At 32.7% G+C, this 22,034-nt stretch carries 30 protein-coding genes; all 30 read left to right on the top strand.

The window, feature by feature from the left end; translation table 11 throughout:
• Positions 1-7 precede the first annotated feature (7 nt).
• Complete coding sequence (locus BUC45_RS06740; protein ID WP_296971151.1) at positions 8-1,486, top strand: penicillin-binding protein 2; 1,479 nt, start codon at positions 8-10, stop codon at positions 1,484-1,486.
• 71 nt (positions 1,487-1,557) lie between these two features.
• The gene (gene sigK, locus BUC45_RS06735; protein WP_296971150.1) at positions 1,558-2,280 is read left to right on the top strand and encodes an RNA polymerase sporulation sigma factor SigK; all 723 of its coding nucleotides are present in this window, start codon (positions 1,558-1,560) and stop codon (positions 2,278-2,280) included.
• A gap of 97 nt (positions 2,281-2,377) precedes the next feature.
• Entirely contained in the window at positions 2,378-2,893 is a 516-nt protein-coding gene (locus BUC45_RS06730; RefSeq protein ID WP_296971149.1) for a YqeG family HAD IIIA-type phosphatase, read from the top strand.
• Positions 2,894-3,081: 188 nt separating this feature from the next.
• A complete protein-coding gene (locus BUC45_RS06725; RefSeq protein ID WP_296971148.1) occupies positions 3,082-4,731 on the top strand; it encodes a GspE/PulE family protein in 1,650 nt (549 codons plus the stop codon).
• Between the two features lie 12 nt (positions 4,732-4,743).
• The gene (locus BUC45_RS06720) at positions 4,744-5,949 is read left to right on the top strand and encodes a type II secretion system F family protein (RefSeq protein WP_296971147.1); all 1,206 of its coding nucleotides are present in this window, start codon (positions 4,744-4,746) and stop codon (positions 5,947-5,949) included.
• A gap of 32 nt (positions 5,950-5,981) precedes the next feature.
• Entirely contained in the window at positions 5,982-6,467 is a 486-nt protein-coding gene (locus BUC45_RS06715; protein ID WP_296971146.1) for a prepilin-type N-terminal cleavage/methylation domain-containing protein, read from the top strand.
• A gap of 5 nt (positions 6,468-6,472) precedes the next feature.
• Positions 6,473-6,832 carry a type II secretion system protein gene (locus BUC45_RS06710; RefSeq protein ID WP_296971145.1) on the top strand — a complete coding sequence of 120 codons (360 nt, stop codon included), beginning with the start codon at positions 6,473-6,475 and terminating at the stop codon, positions 6,830-6,832.
• On the top strand, positions 6,807-7,280 hold the full coding sequence (locus BUC45_RS06705; protein ID WP_296971144.1) for a prepilin-type N-terminal cleavage/methylation domain-containing protein: 474 nt from the start codon (positions 6,807-6,809) through the stop codon (positions 7,278-7,280). The genes BUC45_RS06710 and BUC45_RS06705 overlap by 26 nt, the downstream gene beginning before the upstream one ends.
• A gap of 52 nt (positions 7,281-7,332) precedes the next feature.
• Positions 7,333-7,602 (top strand): late competence development ComFB family protein, encoded by a 270-nt coding sequence (locus BUC45_RS06700; RefSeq protein ID WP_366749888.1) that lies wholly within the window; start codon positions 7,333-7,335, stop codon positions 7,600-7,602.
• Between the two features lie 8 nt (positions 7,603-7,610).
• Entirely contained in the window at positions 7,611-8,585 is a 975-nt protein-coding gene (gene pilM / locus BUC45_RS06695; protein ID WP_296971142.1) for a pilus assembly protein PilM, read from the top strand.
• A 7-nt stretch (positions 8,586-8,592) separates the two neighbouring features.
• Positions 8,593-9,141 carry a PilN domain-containing protein gene (locus BUC45_RS06690; protein WP_296971141.1) on the top strand — a complete coding sequence of 183 codons (549 nt, stop codon included), beginning with the start codon at positions 8,593-8,595 and terminating at the stop codon, positions 9,139-9,141.
• A gap of 7 nt (positions 9,142-9,148) precedes the next feature.
• Positions 9,149-9,739: a type 4a pilus biogenesis protein PilO gene (gene pilO, locus BUC45_RS06685; protein ID WP_296971140.1), complete on the top strand. Its 591-nt coding sequence runs from the start codon at positions 9,149-9,151 to the stop codon at positions 9,737-9,739.
• A 130-nt stretch (positions 9,740-9,869) separates the two neighbouring features.
• Positions 9,870-10,937, top strand: coding sequence for a Xaa-Pro peptidase family protein (locus tag BUC45_RS06680; protein WP_366749872.1), 1,068 nt, complete (start codon positions 9,870-9,872; stop codon positions 10,935-10,937).
• 22 nt (positions 10,938-10,959) lie between these two features.
• Entirely contained in the window at positions 10,960-11,517 is a 558-nt protein-coding gene (gene efp, locus BUC45_RS06675) for an elongation factor P (protein ID WP_296971139.1), read from the top strand.
• A 24-nt stretch (positions 11,518-11,541) separates the two neighbouring features.
• A complete protein-coding gene (locus BUC45_RS06670) occupies positions 11,542-11,979 on the top strand; it encodes a CD1247 N-terminal domain-containing protein (RefSeq protein ID WP_296971138.1) in 438 nt (145 codons plus the stop codon).
• Between the two features lie 108 nt (positions 11,980-12,087).
• Positions 12,088-13,110: a stage III sporulation protein AA gene (spoIIIAA, locus tag BUC45_RS06665; RefSeq protein WP_296971137.1), complete on the top strand. Its 1,023-nt coding sequence runs from the start codon at positions 12,088-12,090 to the stop codon at positions 13,108-13,110.
• Positions 13,111-13,112: 2 nt separating this feature from the next.
• The gene (gene spoIIIAB / locus BUC45_RS06660) at positions 13,113-13,622 is read left to right on the top strand and encodes a stage III sporulation protein SpoIIIAB (protein ID WP_296971136.1); all 510 of its coding nucleotides are present in this window, start codon (positions 13,113-13,115) and stop codon (positions 13,620-13,622) included.
• Positions 13,623-13,642: 20 nt separating this feature from the next.
• The gene (spoIIIAC, locus tag BUC45_RS06655; protein ID WP_013778474.1) at positions 13,643-13,840 is read left to right on the top strand and encodes a stage III sporulation protein AC; all 198 of its coding nucleotides are present in this window, start codon (positions 13,643-13,645) and stop codon (positions 13,838-13,840) included.
• Positions 13,841-13,851: 11 nt separating this feature from the next.
• Positions 13,852-14,238, top strand: coding sequence for a stage III sporulation protein AD (spoIIIAD, locus tag BUC45_RS06650; protein ID WP_296971135.1), 387 nt, complete (start codon positions 13,852-13,854; stop codon positions 14,236-14,238).
• Positions 14,235-15,416, top strand: a complete 1,182-nt coding sequence (spoIIIAE, locus tag BUC45_RS06645; protein ID WP_296971134.1) for a stage III sporulation protein AE — start codon at positions 14,235-14,237, stop codon at positions 15,414-15,416. The genes spoIIIAD and spoIIIAE overlap by 4 nt, the downstream gene beginning before the upstream one ends.
• Before the next feature lie 4 nt (positions 15,417-15,420).
• Positions 15,421-16,050: a stage III sporulation protein AF gene (gene spoIIIAF / locus BUC45_RS06640; RefSeq protein WP_296971133.1), complete on the top strand. Its 630-nt coding sequence runs from the start codon at positions 15,421-15,423 to the stop codon at positions 16,048-16,050.
• A gap of 4 nt (positions 16,051-16,054) precedes the next feature.
• Positions 16,055-16,654, top strand: coding sequence for a stage III sporulation protein AG (locus BUC45_RS06635; protein WP_296971132.1), 600 nt, complete (start codon positions 16,055-16,057; stop codon positions 16,652-16,654).
• A 112-nt stretch (positions 16,655-16,766) separates the two neighbouring features.
• Positions 16,767-17,327: a SpoIIIAH-like family protein gene (locus BUC45_RS06630; RefSeq protein WP_296971131.1), complete on the top strand. Its 561-nt coding sequence runs from the start codon at positions 16,767-16,769 to the stop codon at positions 17,325-17,327.
• A 96-nt stretch (positions 17,328-17,423) separates the two neighbouring features.
• A complete protein-coding gene (locus BUC45_RS06625) occupies positions 17,424-17,810 on the top strand; it encodes an Asp23/Gls24 family envelope stress response protein (RefSeq protein ID WP_296971130.1) in 387 nt (128 codons plus the stop codon).
• Positions 17,811-17,874: 64 nt separating this feature from the next.
• On the top strand, positions 17,875-18,411 hold the full coding sequence (gene amaP, locus BUC45_RS06620) for an alkaline shock response membrane anchor protein AmaP (RefSeq protein WP_296971129.1): 537 nt from the start codon (positions 17,875-17,877) through the stop codon (positions 18,409-18,411).
• 13 nt (positions 18,412-18,424) lie between these two features.
• The gene (locus BUC45_RS06615) at positions 18,425-18,643 is read left to right on the top strand and encodes a DUF2273 domain-containing protein (protein WP_296971128.1); all 219 of its coding nucleotides are present in this window, start codon (positions 18,425-18,427) and stop codon (positions 18,641-18,643) included.
• A gap of 12 nt (positions 18,644-18,655) precedes the next feature.
• A complete protein-coding gene (nusB, locus tag BUC45_RS06610) occupies positions 18,656-19,063 on the top strand; it encodes a transcription antitermination factor NusB (RefSeq protein WP_296971127.1) in 408 nt (135 codons plus the stop codon).
• 136 nt (positions 19,064-19,199) lie between these two features.
• The gene (gene xseA / locus BUC45_RS06605) at positions 19,200-20,417 is read left to right on the top strand and encodes an exodeoxyribonuclease VII large subunit (protein ID WP_296971126.1); all 1,218 of its coding nucleotides are present in this window, start codon (positions 19,200-19,202) and stop codon (positions 20,415-20,417) included.
• Positions 20,414-20,656, top strand: coding sequence for an exodeoxyribonuclease VII small subunit (locus BUC45_RS06600; RefSeq protein WP_296971125.1), 243 nt, complete (start codon positions 20,414-20,416; stop codon positions 20,654-20,656). The genes xseA and BUC45_RS06600 overlap by 4 nt, the downstream gene beginning before the upstream one ends.
• Positions 20,649-21,539, top strand: a complete 891-nt coding sequence (locus BUC45_RS06595) for a polyprenyl synthetase family protein (protein ID WP_296971124.1) — start codon at positions 20,649-20,651, stop codon at positions 21,537-21,539. Before BUC45_RS06600 ends, BUC45_RS06595 begins: the two co-directional genes overlap by 8 nt.
• Positions 21,540-22,034 lie beyond the last annotated feature (495 nt).

The raw sequence follows: 22,034 nt of genomic DNA, 5'->3' as shown, positions 1-22,034 counted from the left end.
CCCTTTTTTGACTCATGAGTCTTTTTTGCAAAAAACCTCAGGTGTGGGAGAAAAAGTTAGAGGACAAATTTTTGATAGAAATGGTAAACCTCTAACAGGAACTTATTCTTCAAGCTATGCTATTATATCTCCAAACTGGCTGACACTATCGGAAAAACAACTGTTGGTAAAAGAAAATATTTTGAATTCTATTGACGATGATGATGCCAAAAACATTAGCGTTACTCATGAAAATCAGGAAGTGCTGTATAATCTAAAAGATAAAACACCTGGTATATTTATTTATAATAAAAATATTCGATATGGGCCAACGGCTTTAGCTACTCATGTGGTAGGTTTTGAAGGTGAAACCGGAATTGAAAAAACCTTTGACAGCTTTTTAAGTAGTAATATAGAAAGTAGGTATGTATATAACGATGGTTTAGGACAGCCTATTGCTGGTCTTGCTTTAAACGAACAAGTGGCTAAAACTTGGGGCGTGAAATTAACTATAGACAAAGATCTTCAAAAAATAGTTGAAGATGTTATGGATAAAAGTATAGAAAGTGGAGCAGTTGTAGTAATTGAACCGAAGTCCGGAGAAATTCTGGCTATGGCAAGCAGACCTAATTATAAGCAGTTTCAATTAGAACAGTATTTAAATCAAGAAAATGCACCATTGATTAATCGAGCAGTTGAAAGTTATGCTCCTGGTTCAATTTTTAAGATAGTAATTTTATCGGCTGCTCTTGAAGAAAAACTAACACAATTAAATGAAGTATTTTACTGCTCAGGATTTGAAAAAGTTGGAGATAATATTTTCAAATGTTCAAGTTATGAACGCGGTGGTCATGGAGAACTAACTTTAAAAGATGCCTTAGCTTTTTCATGTAATTCGGTTTTTATTCAATTGGGTATTAGACTGGGAAAAGATAAGATTCTCGAATATGCAAGCTTATTTGGTTTGGGCGAAAAGACTCTTATTGGTTTACCGGAAGAAAAAGAAGGTAATTTACCATCTAAAGATGAAGTCTTTTGCCAGGACTTAGGAAATTTATCAATCGGACAAGGAGCTATTGGTATTACACCAATTCAAGCAGCACAAATTATTTTAACAATTGTTAATGATGGGGTTACTAAGAAGCCAATATTGATAAAAGAGGTAATAGACCAAGACGGGAATACACCAGTATTTAAGCTTTCAGATGAAAAACCTGAAAGAATACTGTCTGCAGAAACAGCCAAAAAAGTGAGGGAATCTTTGGAGGCTGCTACTGAATATGGTACGGGTGAAAGTGCTAATCCGCAAAATAATCGTCGAGTAGGTGGAAAAACCGGAACCGCTGAAATTGAGAATCAAATTTCACATGCATGGTTCGTTGGATATTACCCGGCTGATGCACCAGAATTAGTAATGTCTGTATTTGTAGAACATGGCGGCTCGGGTTCGGCTACAGCTGCACCAATTTTCAAAGAAATAATAGAAAGAATATCAGTAATAAGGTAATTAAAAACATGCACGTTTTAGCATCTGAAGTCATATACTATAGGTACCGCACAGGGGAGGTGCTCTAGAAAATGGGAGATGCCCTGTCAGTTTTAGTGACTTTGGGTGTTTTGTTTTTTAAGGAAATATTAGCATGGTTAGCGTTTATAACAGGTTCTACGACATTTCCACAGCCTCTTACTCCGGAAGAAGAAAAAAAGTATATACTACTATACAATGAAGGAGACGAAGAAGCAAGAAATATGCTTATTGAGCATAACTTAAGGTTGGTTGCGCATATTGTAAAAAAATTTGCAAGTACCGGTGAAGATATGGATGATTTAATTTCCATTGGCACCATAGGCCTTATAAAGGCTATTTCAACCTTTAACTATAGCAAAGGCAGCCGTCTTGCCACATATGCAGCCCGCTGTATAGAAAATGAAATACTTATGAATTTAAGATCTACCAAGAAAACAAAGTCTGAAGTTTATCTACAGGAACCCATTGGTGTAGATAAGGAAGGAAATGAAATTTCACTAATTGATGTGTTGGGTACCGAGGTTGACGCTGTTACAGATGAAATAACAAAAAAGTTTCAAAATGAAAAACTATATGAAAAAATCAATTCATCTCTAAAAAGCCAGGAACGTAAAGTAATTGAGCTTCGCTATGGCCTCTTTAACGGAGTAACTAAAACGCAAAGAGAGATTGCTAAAATATTGGGAATTTCAAGATCTTATGTGTCAAGAATAGAAAAGCGAGCCATAAAAAAGCTTTCTAAAGAATTAAATGATAGTTTTAAAACACTTTAATCATTATCGATAAAAAAGCAATTGTTACGATTGAACAGTTGCAAATAAGTAGTGGATTATATAATATATATTTAAAACATGTTATAGAGGAAGGATTATGCTGAAACTATTCTGTCCAGATCTTTACATCGAAAATATTTATAAATTAGATTTACAGTATATCAAGAGAAAAAATATAAAAGGAATATTGATAGACCTTGACAACACTTTGCTTCCATGGGATTCAGTCTATATTGAAGATAGATTGATGAGTTGGATTCAGCAATGTCGAGAAGAAGGTATTTCTTTATGCATTATATCTAACAATAAATACGGTCGTATAAAGCATTGCGCAGAACAGCTTGGGATTCCTGCAGTATTCGGCTCATTTAAACCGTTTAAAAAAGTCTTTAAGCGTGGCCTAGACATCTTAGGAACTCAAGCAGAGCAAACTGCGGTTCTTGGTGATCAAATATTTACCGATATTTTAGGAGCAAAGCGGATGGGATTATTTGCAATTTTAGTAAAACCAATAAATGATAAAGAGTTTTATTGGACGAAAATTATAAGAAAGCTGGAAAACCTTCTATTAAAAATAATGGAAAGTAAGAAGCTAATATCATTAAACCGATAAATGAAATGTATTTTAATTATCAGGTCTAAAAACATTGCAAAACAAAAATGTATTTTGTTAAAAAGCCGCTAAAGTGGGGCTTTTATTTTTTGTCTAATTGTATCGAATAAAGAAGGAATTTTAGATAAATTGTTGAATAATAGTAAAATAGCATATACAACGTAAGGATAGGGAGCGAGCCTGTGCTGATGGATAGGAAAAATCTTGAAGATTACTTATTAGAAGAGAACTACATGACAGAAGCAGACCTAAAAAGAGTTAAAGAAATACAAATTGCAAGTGATAAAAAATTATATGAGATAATTATTGATGAAGGTTTTATTTCAGAAGGAGAATTGACAGAAATATTAGCTCTTAGTACGGGTTTTCCGCGCGTTAACTTAAGTAAACTATATATTAGCCCAGATGTAATTAAATTAGTACCAGAATATCTAGCGATAAAACATACGGTTCTGCCAATAAAAAAGGATGGCAATTTACTAATATTAGCAGTAAGTAACCCTTATGATATTTTTGCTGTTGATGATATTAAGATAGCGAGTGGTTGCGATGTACAAGTTGTTATCGCTACGAAAAAAGAAATCCAGAAAGCTATAGAAGCTTATTATAATCCATATGCAAATATAGTTGTAAATGAAACTAATAATGTAAATGAAGAGTTGGAAGAAGCTGAAAAAGCACCTGTAATAAAACTGGTCGATACTTTAGTTCACCAAGCAGTAAAGAAAAATGCCAGTGATATTCATATTGAACCTCAAGAAAAAAATGTTCGTGTTAGATATAGATTGGATGGTGAACTAGCTCAAATAATGTTTTTTGATAAGGCATTACTTCAAGCGATTATAGCGCGTATTAAGATAATGGCGAACTTAGATATTACGAAAAAGAGAGTTCCTCAGGATGGGAGCTTTAAACTTACATTTGAAAATCACATAATAGATATCCGCGTGTCAACGATTCCTACCATTAACGGTGAAAAGGCTGTGCTGCGGGTATTAAACCGTGATAGGTTTTTGCTCAGCATAGATCAGCTAGGATTTAATAAAAAACAAAAAAATTGCATATATAAAATGCTTGATTTACCTCATGGCATGATTCTGGTATGCGGCCCTACCGGTTGTGGTAAAACTACTACGCTTTACTCAATGATAAATCATATAAACAAACCTAATAAAAATATTGTAACACTGGAAGATCCGGTCGAATATGCACTTTGTGGCATTAATCAGATGCAAATTAATCCCAAAAGTGGCATTACCTTTGCCAATGGACTTCGTGCTATTTTGAGGCAAGACCCTAATGTTATTATGGTTGGGGAAATCAGAGATCGGGAAACTGCTGATATTGCTATTAGAGCAGCACTTACCGGTCATTTAGTGTTTTCGACTTTACATACTAATAGTGCATCAGGAGCAATTGCGCGCCTTTTAGACATGGGAGTTGAACCTTATCTTTTGGCTTCATGCCTGGCAGGAATTATCTCGCAAAGGTTAGTCCGAAAAACTTGTATTATCTGCAAGGAAGATTACCTGGCATCAGAAAACGAAAAAGCCTATATGGATGTGAGCGATGAAGGCTTTAAGCTTTTTAAAGGTAAAGGGTGTAATTCTTGTAATTTTACCGGTTATAGCGGTCGTACAGTAGTCGGTGAAATAGTTAATATCCATTCCGCACACCGCAAATTAATCTCAAGGCAAGCAACTTTGCAAGAAATCGATAAAGTCTCCCGCAGCTTTGGCTATGAAAATATAAAAGATAATGCTCTAAAATTGGTTAAAAGTGGAATTACTACATTTGAAGAAGCAATGCGAGTCATTTTTCAGGAAAGTCTCGATTAAGGATTGATAACGTTGGCGCTATTTTATTATGAGGGGAAAAATCTAAGTGGTGAAAAAATTAGTGGTGTTATAGAATCTAAAAATGAATCTTTGATTGTAAAAAAAATAAAAAATCAAGGTTATATCCCGGTTAAAATAAAAAAAATTAATATTAATAGTTTTACATATACAGTAACTGCTTTTTTTAATAAGATTAGCTTCTGTGATTTAGCTGTATTTTGTAGGCAACTTGCAGTGATGCTTGATGCCGGAGTAACTATTTTAGAAAGTCTTACTTCAATAGCAAAACAAACAGAAAATAAGCGGTTACGTGAAATCATATTTAATCTAAATTTGCATATAAGACGTGGAGACTCTTTAGCTGAGGCATGCAGAAATCAACCTTATGTATTTTCAGAAATTTTTATTTGTATGATTGAGGCAGGAGAATTATCGGGAAATTTAAGTGATATTTTAAAGATTTTATCTGCTTATTATTCCGATATGTCAAAACAAAATGAAAAAATTAAAAGTGCTATGATATATCCTAGTATATTAGGTGTTACATCTTTGTTTGTAGTTATTTTTCTAACCACAAAAGTTTTACCTGTTTACGTGAATATATTTTCCTCAGTTGGAGTGCAGTTGCCCAAGATTACCCAAATATTCATGTTTCTAGGCTCAAATATTGTAAATTTATGTATAATAGTTTTTGTGTTGTTTGTTTTGTTATTTTTAGGAATAATAAAATATCAAGAATCAGCAAAAATCATGTACCAGATTGACAAATTAAAGCTTTCAATTCCATTTATGGGTCAACTAATAAAAAAATCTATTTCATCTCAAATAGCTAGGCTATTATATATCTTAACCTCCAGTGGAATTCCGATATTGAAAGCTCTAGAAGTTTCTTGTAATACTGTTAAAAACCAGGTTATAAAAATGGAGCTTAAAAAAGTCCATAAGGGTCTAAAGCAGGGGAAAAACCTATCAGAGCTTATGTCTGAAAAAATTTTTTCTCCTATGATGGTCAAGATTATAGCTATAGGGGAAGAGTCCGGTGCTTTAGAAGAAATGCTTGATAAAGCCGCTTCATTTTCATTAAATGAAGCGAAAATTCTAGAAGATAGACTAATTTTGTTTGTTGAACCAGTGATAATAATAGTATTAACACTCATAATTTCCTTTATTGTAATTTCTGTAGTCATTCCAATGTTTGACATTTACAATCTATTTTAACAAGGAGAATAAATTGGTATTAAAATGTTATGATGAATTTTAACTCGAAAGGTAAATTACAAAGAAAAATAAATAGCGATGGTTATTCTCTGATTGAAATTGTCATGGTAATAGCATTGTTGGGTTTATTATCTACAGTAGCATTTCCTAATTTTAAAAGGACTATGTCAAAGTACAAATTAGAAGTGGCTGCTTATGAACTTGCCCAGAATATCCGTTTGACTCAGCAAAAATCTATTTCAGAGGGTATTCCCTGTAAAATAGTATTCGATTTGAATCAGAAAAATGGTTATCAAATGCTTTCTTCCGGACGTGGCAAGTTTATAAAATTACCTTCTGGAGTATTTTTTGAGTGGACAACTTATTATGAGGTTAATAAGACTTTGTCGTTTAGCCCCTCGGGAGCTCCAAACCAAGGAGGTACTATAGCGATTATGAGTGGCGATAATACACTTTATGTGATTGTTTCTGTTGCGACTGGCCGGGTAAGAGTAGCGAGAGTACCTCCGAAGAGGTGATTATAATGCATGAAAAAGGCTCAACTCTTATTGAAATTATTATTGCTGTAACCATATTAGCTTTAATTACTGTTCCTATATGCACTCTTTTATCCGAGAGCGTATATTCAAATTTAAAAGTCAAAGAAATGATGGTCGCTACTGCCTTGGCTCAAGATACAATTGAAGAACTAAAGGCCGATTCTTTTAACGAAATAATGGCTAAGCTTGGAGAACAAATAGAAGAGCGAATAGAATTTAATAATCATTACTTTCAACGAAGTGTAAATGTACAAATAAAAAAAGAAAATCTTTTAAAAATTACTGTTAAAGTAAAAGGGAAAAACGGAGAGATTAATCTTGTTACATATCGAGGCAAATACTAAGCGTAAAAATGGGTTTACACTTATTGAATTAATTCTTTCATTAGGACTTTTAAGCTTAATTCTGACCACATCATTTAACCTTTACGATGCTGGGCAAAAGTCTTATGAAAATGAGAATAATAAGATTTTTGCTCAGCAAAATGCAAGACAAGCTTTTTTATGGCTGTCTACTTCCGTCAAGCAGGCTAGAAGTGTTGAAGTAATATCTGAAAATAGCATAAAAATTGTAACCAGTGATGGAGAAAAGCTGATATACTATTTTGAAAATGGGGTGCTCTACAGGCAAAAAAACAATGGTACAAATCCAATAGCCGAATTAAGTCAGTTAAAATTTAAGCAGCCTAAAGACAAAAAGTATGTAGAAATCTTTTTAGCTATACAGGTAAAGAAAGGCGACGATATAATAATAAAAACAAAAGCAACACCTTTTGGATCTTGGATAAATTAAAAGCAATGTAACGATTTTTGGAATGAGGGGCATAGAAATGAAGAAAGATGAATTGAAACTTAAAAACTATATGGAAGATGTAGTAGCTTTATTACTAGATGAGCTTATAAGAGATAGGGATATGTGTAAATGCGAACTTTGTCGCTTGGACATAATGGCCATTGCTTTAAATAATCTGCCTACGAAATATATCGTAACAAAAAAAGGTGAAGTTTATGCCAAAACCGATCTTTTGAGTAGGCAATATCGAACAGATGTTATTATCCAATTACTAAAAGCTATGGAAATTGTTTCGAAAAATCCACATCATAAGTATATTTGAGGATTAAAATGCTATTCGAACAATTATGTATAGGCATTGATTTAGGGGCAGATAGTATTAAGGTGGCACATTTATCAAAGAAAAGAAATACAAAAACTATAAAAAGTCTTTATGAAATAGAAAATCCTATAGGCAAGATAGCATTTAGCAGACCGGAAGAAAAAGATGCAATACGTCAATGCTTTGCAAAGATAAATAAGATTTTTCCTTCTAAGAGTGCAGTAATTGGAATTTCTAGTAAGCATGTAATATTCAGGCATGTGAAGTTTCCCTTATTAAAAAAAAGGGAACTAGATGAAGCCATTTTTTGGGAAATTCAGGAATTTTCTGCGATGTTTAATGGCGAATTTATAAGTGACTATGAGTTGCTAGATAATCGAAACAACATATATCACGTTATATTGGCTGCAATGCCTAAAGACATAGCTGTGGATTATACAGAAATTGCCGTCAATGCAGGGCTCCACTTAAAAGCATTAGATGTATATCCTCTTGCTAATGCACGTGTTTTAGAAACTCAAAAAAGACATTGCGTAACAGCAATCATAGACCTGAATTCAAGCCATAGTGAAATAACTATGGTAGACAATGGCAAAATTATTTTTAACAGATGCCTAGATTTTTTTGATATCAATAAAATTGATGATGAATTATGTAAAATTATTAAAACTGATAGTAGCTGGTTTGATAACATCAGAACAGGTTTTGATTTTTTACCATTGCCTTATCAAAACATTATTTTAGAAATTTCAAGAACCTTTGAATTTTATTCTTTGCAAAGCAAAGATCGCCAAATAAATGAAATTATGTTAATAGGGAAGGGTGGAGAATCACGGTACTGTAAAGACATTCTTAGAAGCTATTTTAATCTTGAAGTTTACACAGGTAGAGAAATTAAGCTTGATTTTATAAATGAAAATGTTAAGCCAAATGGCGACTATGTTGATTATATTAGCGCCATTGGATTTGCACTAAGGGGTTAAGAGTATTATGCATAGGTTGAATCTTCTTCCAACAGAAGTATTGATTAATCAATCAAAAAAGAAACATCGTCTATTTTTAATCTTGATTGTAAGTGCTTTTCTAGTATCATTAATATGTATCCTGATGTTTATAAAAAATTCTGAGATTCTTCTTAAAGGTGAAATTGAAAATACCTACCAAGATATAGCTGATATAAAGACCAAAATGCAAAGTTGGGATAACCTTGAGGCAATGTTGGAAGAATGTGAAAAAAGGCAAAATATATACGAGAATTTAACAGAAAATAGAATTGATTACTCACAAATCTTAAGTAAATTGATATCGCTGATACCGGAAGAAACAACTATAATTTCTTTGAAAATAGATGAATCTAGTTGCTTAATAATAAATGGTTATGCTCCCTACAATAGATATGTGGCTGAAATTATGGAAGATGTAAAGAGTATTGATGATATATCTGATGTATCACTGGGATTTATTCTGTATAAAGAAGATGAAGATAAATCTAGTCATAGCTATTATTTTGAAATAGTAGCAGAACTAGCAGAGGATTGATGAAGAATTGAAAGTACAGTGGTCGATTTTAAACAGACCTATTACAAAACGAGAGCATAAATTAGTGATTGCTTTTACTATTTGTTTAATATTCTACGGCTTGTATTTTATATTTTATCCTAAAATAATTGACCTTAGTAATTTAAGGAAACAATTACAGGAAGTAACAAATTCTAAAGTAACTTATAGTCGGCTTTATGAAAACCATAATAATTATAAAGCGGCAGTAGTTAGGTCTAGTGATATTATTAAAAAAGTGCCAAAAAACAAAGATGTATCAGGATTTTTAGTAGATATTGAGGAATGGGCTGATGAGCAAGGAGTTACTATTATTTCAATTTACTCCCAAAGCATAATGACAGAAAATATTGCAGAAACTACTGTTAATTTTATTCCCTTCGAAATCATCATCAAAGGTAGCTATGATTCACTTTTGGGTTTTATTGGCCAGATGGAAAACTATTCAAGGATTTTAAAGATTGAAGGATTAAAATTAAATGCATCAACTGATTCATCGGTAAAATTGCAATTTCCATGGGAACTTACGGTCAAAGTTAATCTTTATTACCTACCATCCCAAATTAAATATGAGCGCTAAAACCTATTCAAAAAAAAGGAAATATGATAATATAAATAATAGAATAATTGTAAACTTCGGGGGAAATACTCAAAGTAGCATCTTCAATGAAATTATACATGACTTTTATTAAAAAGGGGGGATATGTATTTTGACTCGCGTGAAAAAGTTAGTAGAAAAGTTCATGGAAAATAATATAGATGGGTTTATTGTAAGCAAACCAGAAAACCAATATTATTTAAGTAGTTTTAGCGGTGAAGGTTTAACAATAATTACGGGAAATAAAAATTATATTATTACGGATTCCAGATATACTGAGCAAGCAAAGAAAGAGGCTTCAGATTTTGAAATTATTGAAACAAAAGCCGGTTTCTCGCCTTTTTCAATTTCCTTTCAAATAATAAAAGAATTGGGCTTGCGGAGAATAGGCATTGAAAGCCATTCACTCACTGTTAAAGAATATGATGAACTGACTGAGAGTTTTAAAGATACAAGCCTGATAAAAACAGAAGGGTTGATTGAGCAACTGAGGGCTATAAAAGACATACATGAAATTAGTCTTATAAAATCAGCTCAGGAAATAACTGACAAGGCTTTTGAACATATTTTGGATTTTATAAAACCGGGCGCAAGTGAATTGGAGTTAGTTGCTGAACTGGAATATTTTATGAAGAAAAACGGCTCCCAAAGCACAGCCTTTCAGACTATATTGGTTTCCGGACCAAGAACTTCATTGCCTCACGGTATTCCATCAAAACGTGTGTTGCAGGCAGGAGATTTGGTGACTATAGATTTTGGTGCCCGTTTTTCCGGATATTGTTCAGATATGACCAGAACTGTAATTATCGGTAAGCCTTCAGAAAAACAGCTTTCTATTTATAATACGGTTCTTGATGCTCAAGTTAAGGCTATTGAGCATGTCAAACCTGGTTTGACTGGCAAAGATATAGATGGAGTAGCTCGAAAATTTATTCAAGAAGAAGGCTTTGGTGATTACTTTGGTCATGGTTTAGGACATGGTGTAGGTCTAGAGATTCATGAAGCGCCAAAATTGTCTCCAAAAGGCGAAAATAAACTTTTACCCGGAATGATAGTAACCATCGAACCCGGAATTTACATAGAGAACTTTGGCGGAGTGAGAATAGAAGACATGCTTGTCATAACTGAAAATGGATTTGAAAACTTGACAAAAAGTGAAAAACAATTAATATGTTTATAGTTTATAGTTGGAGGTGCTTTTTTTGATATCAACCAATGATTTAAGGACAGGTGTAACTGTAGAAATTGATGGCGATGTTTATATGGTAGTGGATTTTCAACATGTAAAACCTGGAAAAGGAGCTGCTTTTGTTAGGACCAAAATAAAAAATGTGAAAACAGGGCAAGTATTTGAAAGAACCTTTCGAGCAGGAGAAAAACTTAATCGAGCTATAATAGAAAGAAAAAATATGCAATTTTTGTATTCGGAAGGCGATGTGTTCTATTTTATGGATACGCAGACTTTTGAACAAATACCCCTGAATAAGGAGCAAATAGGAGATTCAATTAATTACTTAAAGGAAAATATGGAAGTTATGGTAATGTTTTACGAGGGTATTTCGATAGGTATAGAGATGCCAACTTTTGTTGAACTGGAAGTGGTGCAAACCGAACCAGGATTTAAGGGCGACACAGCAACTGGTGGGTCAAAGCCCGCAACCCTTGAAACTGGAGCAATAGTGCAGGTTCCATTATTTGTAAATATTGGGGATGTTATAAGAGTGGATACAAGAACAGGAGAGTATTTAAGTAGAGTATAAAACATTATAAAGGAGGAATTAAGAATGTATGATGTCAGATTAAAAGTATCTTATGTAAAAGGTCTCGTAGAAGGTCTAGAGATTGAGGACAATAAGATCAAAAAACTAATGTCTGAGATAATAAATGTCTTAGATGAAATGGCTGAAGCTATTCATGATTTAACAATAACGGTAGAAGATACTCAAGAGTACGTTGAAAGCATTGATGAAGATTTGGGTGAATTGGAAGAGGATTTCTATAATGACGATTGCGAAGACTACGAAGAGTATGAGGACGATTTTGATTACGACGACGATGATGATGAGTTTGATTTTAATTATGACGATTTTATAGAAATTGATTGTCCAAGCTGTCATGAAACTGTGTATATCGACGAAGATTTTATTGATGATGGCAAAGCCGAATGTCCTAACTGTAAAGCAGTTATTGAGTTGAACGAAATTCAAAATAATAATGATTAAACTAAGTAATATTACTACTAATTAAGAGGGTTTAACCCCTCTTTTTTTTATCTCAGTCATAATAAACAAAACCCATAAATATAAATTTATAAAAAGGAGGACAAGGCAATGGAAGATACATATAATAAAAAAACTATAAAAAGAATCTTAGATTTTGAAATATTACCATTGTTACCACTTAACATAGCAGAACTGATAAAAAAGGTACCAATTAATCAGCTCTTAAATTTAGAAGAAATTAGATTACGGCCAACTAAACCTTTAATGCTAGTAATGAATAATGAGGATTTTATGATTAATTATGACGGAAGAATAACAAAGGAATACACCAAGGCTTATCATACAACAAGGGATGATATTTATAAAACATTTCATTTTATAAGTCAGTATTCAGTTTATTCTTTTGAAGAAGAGTTAAGAAATGGCTATATAACGTTATCGGGTGGTCATAGGGTCGGCTTTTCGGGACATGTTTTGTTGGAAAATGAAAATATTAAAACTATTAAATATATCTCGGGTTTTAACATTAGAATTGCAAGAGAAGTTATTGGAGCTGCGGATAAGGTTTTACCTTATATAATAAATTGCGGCAAGGTACTAAACACTCTTATTATTTCTCCACCGAAAGCCGGTAAAACTACGCTTTTAAGGGATATTATAAGGCAACTTAGTTCTGGAGTTAATGAATTGGGAATAAAAGGCTTTAATATAGGCCTTGTGGATGAACGATCAGAAATTGCTTGTTGCTATGAAGGTATACCTCAAAATGATGTTGGTATAAGGACTGATGTTCTTGATGGTTGTCCTAAAGCTAAAGGTATTATGTTACTTCTTAGATCTATGTCACCGGATATAATAGCAACTGATGAGATTGGGAGAAATGAAGATGTTATAGCAATTGAAGAAGCAATAAATACTGGAGTTGCAATTATTACAACGGCACATGGCTCGGACCTTGATGATATAAGGAGGCGACCCACTATTAGGAAACTGATAAACAAAGGTTTTTTTAACAGGTACATAATCCTTGGCACAAGCTCCGGCGTGGGAAGTATTGAAGCTATACTTGAAGGTGATAATTTTAAGAATATATATAAATGTAAGAAAGGAAAGAAAATGCAATGTGGTTGAAGATGATAGGTGGTACAACAGTTGTTATTTCTTGCAGTATTATAGGATTTATTATTGCTGATAATTTCAAATACAGGCCCAAGATCTTAAGGGATTTGCAAGTAGCTCTTTCTATGCTTGAAACTGAAATAAATTATGGGCATTCAACACTGCCTGAGGCCCTTAGAAGCATAAGTAGGAAATGTGAAAAAGATGTTGCTGAGCTTTTTGTTCTAACCACAAATAACCTAGCTGTGCGCAATGGATTTACTGCATGTGAAGCTTGGGAAAAAGCATTGAATAAATTTTACAACAATTCATATATTACAAAAAACGATTATGAAATATTAATAGCTTTTGGTAAATATTTAGGTTTTACAGATAAGAAGGATCAAATTAAAAATATTAGACTGACTATAGATAATTTAAAGCAACAAGAAATTATGGCACTTGAAGAGAAACAAAAAAATGAAAAGTTATGGAAATATTTAGGAATACTATCAGGACTCATGATATTTTTACTATTATATTAATTAGTAAGAGGGGTGTTAGAGTGGATGTAGATATTTTGTTTAAAATTGCCGCTATTGGTATAGTTATTTCTATCTTAAGTAAAGTGTTAGATGAGGCAGGAAGAAAGGAACAAGCACAATTGACAACTCTTGCCGGTGTAGTGATTGTTCTCATGATGGTAATACAATTAGTCAATCAACTTTTTTCAAGTGTAAAAACCTTGTTTCAGCTTTACTAGGAGGTTGTTTGATGGAAATTATACAAATCGTAGCATTAAGTCTTATAGCGAGTATACTTATTGTGCTGATACGTGAAGATAGGCCAGAAATAGCACTTCAAATGACCTTAGTTGCAGGGATAATAATTTTTTTACGAATAATGAATCAAATTTTTGTAGTGATAGAGTTTTTAAAGGATTTATCCCAAAAGGCAAATATCGATAATTTATATATTTCTACTATTTTTAAAATTATTGGCATTGCTTATATTGCTGAGTTTGGGTCACAGATTTGTAAAGATGCTGGTTCATCTTCAATAGCGTCAAAAATAGAATTTGCCGCAAAAATATTAATTTTAGTTTTATCTTTGCCGATTCTTATGGCTGTTATGAATTTAATATTGAGAATTCTTCCATGAAGGGGGCTGGTATTATTTTAAAAAAAACATCCGTAATTCTTATTATGCTATTTACTGTATTTTTCCCAATAAATACGATGGCTATTGCTGATGATGAAATTATAGAACAGCAGCTTGAAATGATTGACAAATCCGAGTTTGATACCTTTGTAAACCGGTTAAATTACGACTATAAAGATTATATACCTCAGTACAGTCTTAATGAGCTGATTAAGGTTATTAGAGGACAAAAATCTTATGATTTCAAGAGTTTATTAAAAGGTATAACAGAGTATTTTGTTCGCGAAATATCAATAAACCTTCATTTATTAGGTGAACTCATTACTTTATCGATAATTTGTGCTATTTTAAAAAATGTCCAAAGCGCTTTTGAAAACGATAATATAGAAAAAGTAACTTATGGTTTTGTGTTTTTAGTATTAAGTACAATTGCTATTCAGAGCTTTAATTTAGCACTAAATATAGGTAAAGATGCTATTGATCAAATGGTTAGCATTATTCAAGCCTTGATGCCAATAATTTTAACACTTTTAGCTTCTGTAGGTGGAATGACTTCTGTTGCAGTTTTTAATCCACTAATTTTCATAGGTATAACGATATCAAGTATGTGGATTAGAAATATTCTTCTACCAATAATATATTTTGTAGCCGTATTAGGATTGATAAGCAATTTTTCAGAGCATTTACATGTATCTGCACTATCTACATTATTAAAACAAATATGTGTTTTTCTATTAGGGCTTTTCCTAAGCACATTCTTAGGCATATTAGTTGTTCAAGGAGCTGCGGCATCGGTAGTAGATGGAATATCAATACGAACTGCTAAATTTGCCTCGAAAAATTTTATTCCTATTGTTGGCGGCATTTTTTCAGATACAGTAGATACGATTGTAAGTTGTTCTTTAATTTTAAAAAATACCATTGGATTTACTGGATTAATAATAATATTATTAACTATTTTATTTCCGATAATTAGGATTTTGACAATCGTATTTATTTATAAATTAGCTGGTGCAATCATACAACCACTTGGAGAAGAAACAATGGTTAAATGCCTGGATAATATGGCAAGCCATATAACATTTATTGCAATTACAGTGGGTTCTGTAGCATTAATGTTTTTTGTAGCAATTACAGTAATAATCGCTTCTGGAAATATAACTGTAATGATGAGGTGAGTTCATGATTGATGCTATTAGTCTTTGGATAAAGCAGATTGTTCTAGTAGTTATGTTTACAACCTTTGTTGACTTCCTAATACCTGAAAACAAATTTTTGAAATATATTAAAGTATTTCTTGGTCTTCTAGTTATGTTAGCAATAATAAATCCACTGCTACAAATTTTTCAAAAAGATATACATTCAACTGCGATTACGCTTGCTTTTGAAGACTTTGTCGATAAGAATACCATAAAATATAACGCAAATATTATGAATAAAAAAAATAATGAGTTAGCTATCAATAAGTATAAAGATAAGGTTGAAAAACATTTAACCCAAGAGATAAAAAATATTAGCATTTATGATGTAAAAAATGTAAGAATTGCAATAGATGAGGATGACTCAGACGAAAACTTTGGAAGGATAACTCAACTTTCAGTAGTATTAGTGAAAGAGCCAGATAAAAAAAATGAATCAAAAAAAGAAAAAATTTCAGTTGAAACAATTAAAATTGGATATGACAAAAGCGAAAAGGAAAATATTGATATTGAGCGCGAGCAAAAAAATAATGAAGTTGAAAACATCAAGGAATATTTACATATAACATTTGGCATCCCGAAAGAAAATATTCACATAAATTTGGAGGAATGAACATATGAGACCAAACCTAAATATAAGTTTGTTAACGGACTGGATTAAAAATCCTAAAAACAAAGCAGTGTCAAGGCTTATTTCTTTATTTATTCTAGGATTACTGATGTTATCTTTAAGCAAACTTTTGACTGCAAATAAAAATGAATATGATAATATTTCATCCGAAAATATAGGTAATGAAGCAGAGCAAGACTTGATTATAAAAGAGCTCTCATATGAAGCAAAACTGGAAAAACAACTTTCTGAATTACTACACCAGGTTAAAGACGTTGGGGATGTAGAAATAATGATTACATTAGAAGATGAAAGCTCAGTAGAACCTGCGTTCAATATTGCCAGTACTGAGAAAAATTCTGAGGAGAAAGATAATGAAGGGGGTGTGAGAACTATTGTAGAAAAACAAACAAATACTCAATTAGTACTGCTTAAAAAAAACGGAGAAGAACAGCCTTTGATTTTAAAGAAAACAACCCCTAAGATAAAAGGAATACTTATTATTGCTGATGGAGCTTTTTCATCGAAGGTTAGGGAAAAAATTATCAAATCAACAGCTACATTATTTGATATTCCAATTTATAAAATAAGTGTATTGGAAAAATAATTGCAAAAAAATAAAATTATAAATCAAATATAATTAATTGATAAAACTCTATTACAACTTGGTACCATGCCTTGGTTTATCGAAAACAATTCTTTACAGGAGGGAAAATAAGATGTCATTTGTGGTGAGAAAAAGAACCATTTTAATAATTCTATTTGCTTTAGTATTATTATTATCAATTTACATGATGTTTTTAGGTAACTTTCCTAAAGTAACATATGAAAAACAGCTTAATCCTTCAGACTTAGAAACAGACTTAGAAAAAACATCAACAATTCATACAAATACTGATGATGTTAACACTGAAATTATCAAAAACCTAGAAAGTGATTTTTTTATAGACTACAAACTTGAAAGAGACCGTTTGAGGAGTCAAGAAGCTGATTATTTGCGGGAACTAATAAACAATCCTAATGCAAGTAATGATTCTAAAGAAAAAGCACAACATGATTTAATTACATTGTCTCAAAAAATTGAGAAAGAGATGATTGTGGAGAACTTGATAAAAGCAAAAGGATTTGAGGATGCAGTAATTTTCTTCTCTGATGAATTTATCAATATTGTAGTTAAGGCCGATGGCCTTTTGCCTAAAGATATTGCACAAATTACAGATGTGGTTACAAAAACAACTGGTGTTACTGTAGATAAAATTACTATTATAGAAAGAAAATAAGAGATTTAATTGTAATACTTCAATTGCAATTGTAATACTCCGATTATTTTGCTATAATAACCTTAGGTTTTGATACTTTTTGAAAGGAGAAAAGGTATGAATAATAATAAAGATGAGAATAACGAAAAAGGTTCTATAAAAATTGCTGATGATGTTGTTGAGGTGATAGCAGGGCTTGCTGCTACAGAAGTTGAAGGCATAGCAGGTATGAGTGGAGGCATTGTTGGTGGAATTACGGAAATATTGGGACGTAAAAACTTGGCTAAAGGTGTTAAAGTTGAAGTAAACGAAAAAGAAGCTGTTGTAGATTTATATGTTATTGTAGACTATGGTGTGCGCATACCCGAAGTAGCATGGAACGTGCAGGAAAATGTAAAAAAAGCTATTGAAAATATGACGGGTTTATCCGTTGCTGAAGTAAATATCCATGTCCAAGGTGTAAATTTTGATTCTCCAACAGTAAAGGAAGAAAATAATAAATAAAATCTAATAATGCCCCCTGAATTGCTATCAGGGGGCTGATTCAGCTTGGGAGGAGGCTTTTAATATGAATCTTTTCGATAGGATTATACTAGCTATTTATGCACTGTTTTTTTCTTTACTGTCTATTGTTCTCATTCTATTTTCCATTAAAATAGTTAGTTTTCAATATGTTATTACAAGTCTATCAATTTTATATGGTAGATGGGAGACATGTGCTATAGGTCTAGTTTTGCTACTTATAAGCTTGAGGTTTTTATTCTATGGCTTAAAATCTAATAGAGTGTCTGAGACTACTGTAAAAGACAGCGAGTTAGGGAAAGTATGCATAACCTTAGACGCTATAGAAAACCTTGCTTTAAAAGTAATAAGAGATATTGAAAATATAAAAGATTCTAAGATAAAGGTTAAAAAACAAGAAAATGGAGTTTCAATACTACTAAAACTTACGGTCAATTATGATGTTATAATACCCGAGATGACTTTAGAACTACAAAAAACTATTAAAGATTACATAGAAACTACTGCAGGAATTTCAGTTAATGATATACAAATAAGCATAGATAACATTTCAAATCAGCCCAAGCAAAAAGTTGCAAAATGAGAGGTGAGAGTAATTGGACTTCTTACATGAGTTATGGATTGAGCATCGAGGGAAAATACTTGGGGGAATCTTTGGACTCCTAATTGGCATAATAATAATTACGATGGGTTTTTTAAAAGCTTTATTTGTTATCCTATGTACTCTAGCGGGATATTATATAGGTAAATCTATAGACAGCAAAGAGGATATTCGTGATATATTAGATAAAATCTTACCTCCGGGTAGTAGATGAGGAGTGCCTTTTTTGAGTAGGAAAATTGCAAGAGAACAAGCATTTAAAATACTTTTTGCTATTGATGTCGGTAATAATACAGTTGAAGAAGCATCAGAAATTGTGATTGAATTTTTAAAAGATGAAAACCAAAAGTCATTTATTCAAAGTGAAGTTAGGGGAGTGCTTAACAATCTAACGAATATTGACAAGGTTATAAATAAATATTCCGATGACTGGACAATAGATCGAATGGCTTCCACAGATAGAAATATATTAAGACTTGCTGTATATGAGATTATTTATTCTCAAGATATACCAATGAGTGTTTCTATAAATGAAGCTGTTGAAATTGCAAAGAAGTATGGCGATGAGCAGTCTTACAAATTTATAAATGGGCTATTAGGATCTATTGCTAAAGATTACTCGTCAAAGCAATAGCATAGCCATTATCTTGTTTTATGTTTTTCTTAAATTAGCAAACTGTGTAATAAAATTGAAGTTCATTATGATGATCAAAGAGTATATTTTCAAGGCATTATTTTGCTAATCGCCGTAAATTTTAGGGAGGCTTACTTTGAAACCTGTTTTAACCGTAAGTGAAATCACCAATATAATAAAATATCTTTTTGATACAAATGAGATTTTAAGGCATGTGTATATACGAGGAGAAATTTCCAACTTTAAGCATCATATATCTGGGCATATGTATTTTACTTTAAAGGATGAAAAATCTCAAATTCGATGTGTGATGTTCAGAAACAGCAATATATTACTTCCTTTCATACCAGAGAACGGAATGAGAGTAGTAGCGTTTGGTTTTATAAGTATTTTTGCTAAAAGTGGTGAGTATCAGCTATATGTAGAAGATTTACAGCCAGACGGCATTGGGGCATTACATATTGCTTTTGAAAAGCTAAAGGAACGATTGGCTAAAGAAGGCCTTTTTGAATTACAACGAAAGCAACCGATACCTTTCTTGCCCAAAAAGATTGGCATAATAACATCTTTGACAGGGGCAGCAATAAGAGATTTATTAACTGTAATAAAAAGGCGATTTCCCAATGTTGATATTATAATTGCTCCAGTGCTGGTTCAAGGTAGAGATGCGGCTGAAGAGATTTGTTCTGCCATACTTGAACTTAATAGGTTAAAAGATATTGATGTAATTATAGTAGGTAGAGGTGGCGGCTCTATTGAGGAATTATGGGCATTTAATGAAGAGAAAGTTGCTAGGGCAATTGCAAATTCGCCAATTCCTGTTATTTCTGCTGTTGGCCATGAAACTGATTATACCATAAGTGATTTTGTGGCTGATAAAAGAGCGCCAACTCCATCGGCTGCAGGTGAAATTGCTGTACCTGAAAAACGAGTGCTACAAAATGAAATTCGATACATAAGTCTTAGGTTAATTAATGGCATATTAGGTTATATAGGTGCCAGAAGGCAAAAACTTGAATATCTAAAAAGAGCACCTATTTTTAAAAGGCCAGAAACATATATTATTAACTGCAGTCTGATAATGGACCAGCTTTCAAAAAGATTGCAAAAGGATATTGACTTTTACATATCGAAAAAGAAATCAATTTTAAATCATTATATTGCTAGACTTGAAGCTTTAAACCCTCTATCCATATTAAAGAGAGGCTACAGTATATGTATGAGCCCTGATGAGAACAAAATTATAAAACGCCCAAAGGATGTTAAAAATGGCGATTCCGTTATTGTATTATTGTCTGGTGGCCGCCTTTTATGTAGTGTGGAAGATAGCAAAGGAAAGGGTGATGATGATTGAATTCTACTCTCAAATATGAGGATGCTATAGCTCGATTAGAATATATCGCAGAGCAGCTAGAAAAAGGTGATTTAACATTAGAAGAAGCCCTTACTTTTTTTGAGGAAGGAATCAACCTTATCAAGACATGTTCAAAAATATTGGATGAAGCTGAAGGCAAAATACAAGTTTTGACAAAAGATTTAAATGGAGATTTAATTATACAAGATTTTAACGGGGGTTCGGAAGTAATTGAATAAATTCGAAAGTGAAATGAAATATATGGCACAAGTTGTGGAACAAGAGTTGCCCCACTATCTTCCTCGAAAAGATGAATTACCCTCAAAACTTTATGAAGCAATGCATTACAGCACTCTTTCAGGCGGTAAAAGACTCCGGCCTATAATAGTTATGAAGGCTGCAGAACTTTTTGGAACACCTTATGAAAAAGTAATTCCTACAGCCTGTGGTATTGAGATGATACATACATATTCTTTAATACATGATGATTTACCTGTTATGGACAATGACGATTTCCGTAGAGGAAAGCCGACATGTCATAAGGTATATGGAGATGCAGTGGCACTGTTGGCAGGTGATGCCCTTTTGACACATGCTTTTGCAACAATAGCTAAAAATTCACAAATTAGTGGTATAAATCCTGCTGCAGTCGTAGATGTTATTGAGAAAGTTTCTCTAGCAGCTGGAGGATATGGGATGGTTGGGGGACAAACCGTTGATATTATTACATCAGGAAAAGATGTTAATAGTGACACACTTTTTTATATAAGTACCCATAAAACGGGATGCTTGATGAGCGTTTCTTTTTGGTCTGGCGCTAGGCTTGCAGGAGCATCAAAGAAAGATTTGGAAACAATTAAATGTTTTGGAGAAAAGCTGGGCTTGATTTTTCAAATCGTCGATGATATTTTAGATATCAAAGGCAGTGAAGCAGTTTTGGGTAAGCCAGTAGGAAGCGATATGAAAAATAAAAAAAATACTTTTGTCAATTTATTGGGCTTTAATAAATCAGTAGAAATAGTTAACAATTTATCATTAGAGGCAAAACAATTAATATCAAATTATAATAATAATGATTTCTTTATGCAATTAACTGATTTTATTTCAAAACGAGATTATTAAAATGTACGGTTACAATTATTGAATCCATCTATTTTTTGTGGTATAATAATTTCTAAATAAGAAAAACAGGTGGTACAGTATTCTAGTCAAAATCGCTCCTCTGAAGGCGGGGCTAAAAATCCGTCAAGGGCATATCGATGAAGTTCTTAGTGCTGGCTGCCGACGCCCAGTTGGGAGCTGGTGCTGGGAGTAAGGAGGATGGGGCGATCTACAAAGGCATGTAGGCGTTGACCCTACCTCCGCGGAGACCTAAGTGCGTGGTTTGAGAGAGATCCTCAATTGCTATGGCTTAGGGTGTGAACCTGCATTCGATGAAATGTTGGGTGCAGTGTAGCCTGCCTTGAGTGAGATGGGCGGAAAAAGGCTTATCGGTTGATTTGTAATTTGGCCAAATTGCAAATCAATTTTTTACCTTTGAAATCCATTTTGCAAAAGAGGCTAGGAGGAGAGTGATTTTGGTGAGGAAATCTCCTAGACTGTCCTTTTGGGAAATGG

The sequence above is a fragment of the Tepidanaerobacter sp. EBM-38 genome (genome assembly GCA_001896545.1).
Taxonomy (GTDB): domain Bacteria; phylum Bacillota; class Thermosediminibacteria; order Thermosediminibacterales; family Tepidanaerobacteraceae; genus Tepidanaerobacter.
This window is presented reverse-complemented; position numbering and strand designations above follow the sequence as displayed.

What these genes read in the sequence shown, in the direction of transcription:
- BUC45_RS06710 (WP_296971145.1), top strand. Translation starts at nt 6,473, where the DNA reads ATGCATGAAAAAGGCTCAACTCTTATTGAAATTATTATTGCTGTAACC.
- BUC45_RS06730 (WP_296971149.1), top strand. Translation starts at nt 2,378, where the DNA reads ATGCTGAAACTATTCTGTCCAGATCTTTACATCGAAAATATTTATAAA.
- BUC45_RS06725 (WP_296971148.1), top strand. Translation starts at nt 3,082, where the DNA reads ATGGATAGGAAAAATCTTGAAGATTACTTATTAGAAGAGAACTACATG.
- pilM (WP_296971142.1), top strand. Translation starts at nt 7,611, where the DNA reads ATGCTATTCGAACAATTATGTATAGGCATTGATTTAGGGGCAGATAGT.
- BUC45_RS06630 (WP_296971131.1), top strand. Translation starts at nt 16,767, where the DNA reads ATGTCATTTGTGGTGAGAAAAAGAACCATTTTAATAATTCTATTTGCT.
- spoIIIAE (WP_296971134.1), top strand. Translation starts at nt 14,235, where the DNA reads ATGAAGGGGGCTGGTATTATTTTAAAAAAAACATCCGTAATTCTTATT.
- spoIIIAF (WP_296971133.1), top strand. Translation starts at nt 15,421, where the DNA reads ATGATTGATGCTATTAGTCTTTGGATAAAGCAGATTGTTCTAGTAGTT.
- BUC45_RS06670 (WP_296971138.1), top strand. Translation starts at nt 11,542, where the DNA reads ATGTATGATGTCAGATTAAAAGTATCTTATGTAAAAGGTCTCGTAGAA.
- spoIIIAA (WP_296971137.1), top strand. Translation starts at nt 12,088, where the DNA reads ATGGAAGATACATATAATAAAAAAACTATAAAAAGAATCTTAGATTTT.
- BUC45_RS06690 (WP_296971141.1), top strand. Translation starts at nt 8,593, where the DNA reads ATGCATAGGTTGAATCTTCTTCCAACAGAAGTATTGATTAATCAATCA.
- BUC45_RS06715 (WP_296971146.1), top strand. Translation starts at nt 5,982, where the DNA reads ATGAATTTTAACTCGAAAGGTAAATTACAAAGAAAAATAAATAGCGAT.
- spoIIIAB (WP_296971136.1), top strand. Translation starts at nt 13,113, where the DNA reads ATGATAGGTGGTACAACAGTTGTTATTTCTTGCAGTATTATAGGATTT.
- BUC45_RS06635 (WP_296971132.1), top strand. Translation starts at nt 16,055, where the DNA reads ATGAGACCAAACCTAAATATAAGTTTGTTAACGGACTGGATTAAAAAT.
- amaP (WP_296971129.1), top strand. Translation starts at nt 17,875, where the DNA reads ATGAATCTTTTCGATAGGATTATACTAGCTATTTATGCACTGTTTTTT.
- BUC45_RS06625 (WP_296971130.1), top strand. Translation starts at nt 17,424, where the DNA reads ATGAATAATAATAAAGATGAGAATAACGAAAAAGGTTCTATAAAAATT.
- spoIIIAD (WP_296971135.1), top strand. Translation starts at nt 13,852, where the DNA reads ATGGAAATTATACAAATCGTAGCATTAAGTCTTATAGCGAGTATACTT.
- sigK (WP_296971150.1), top strand. Translation starts at nt 1,558, where the DNA reads ATGGGAGATGCCCTGTCAGTTTTAGTGACTTTGGGTGTTTTGTTTTTT.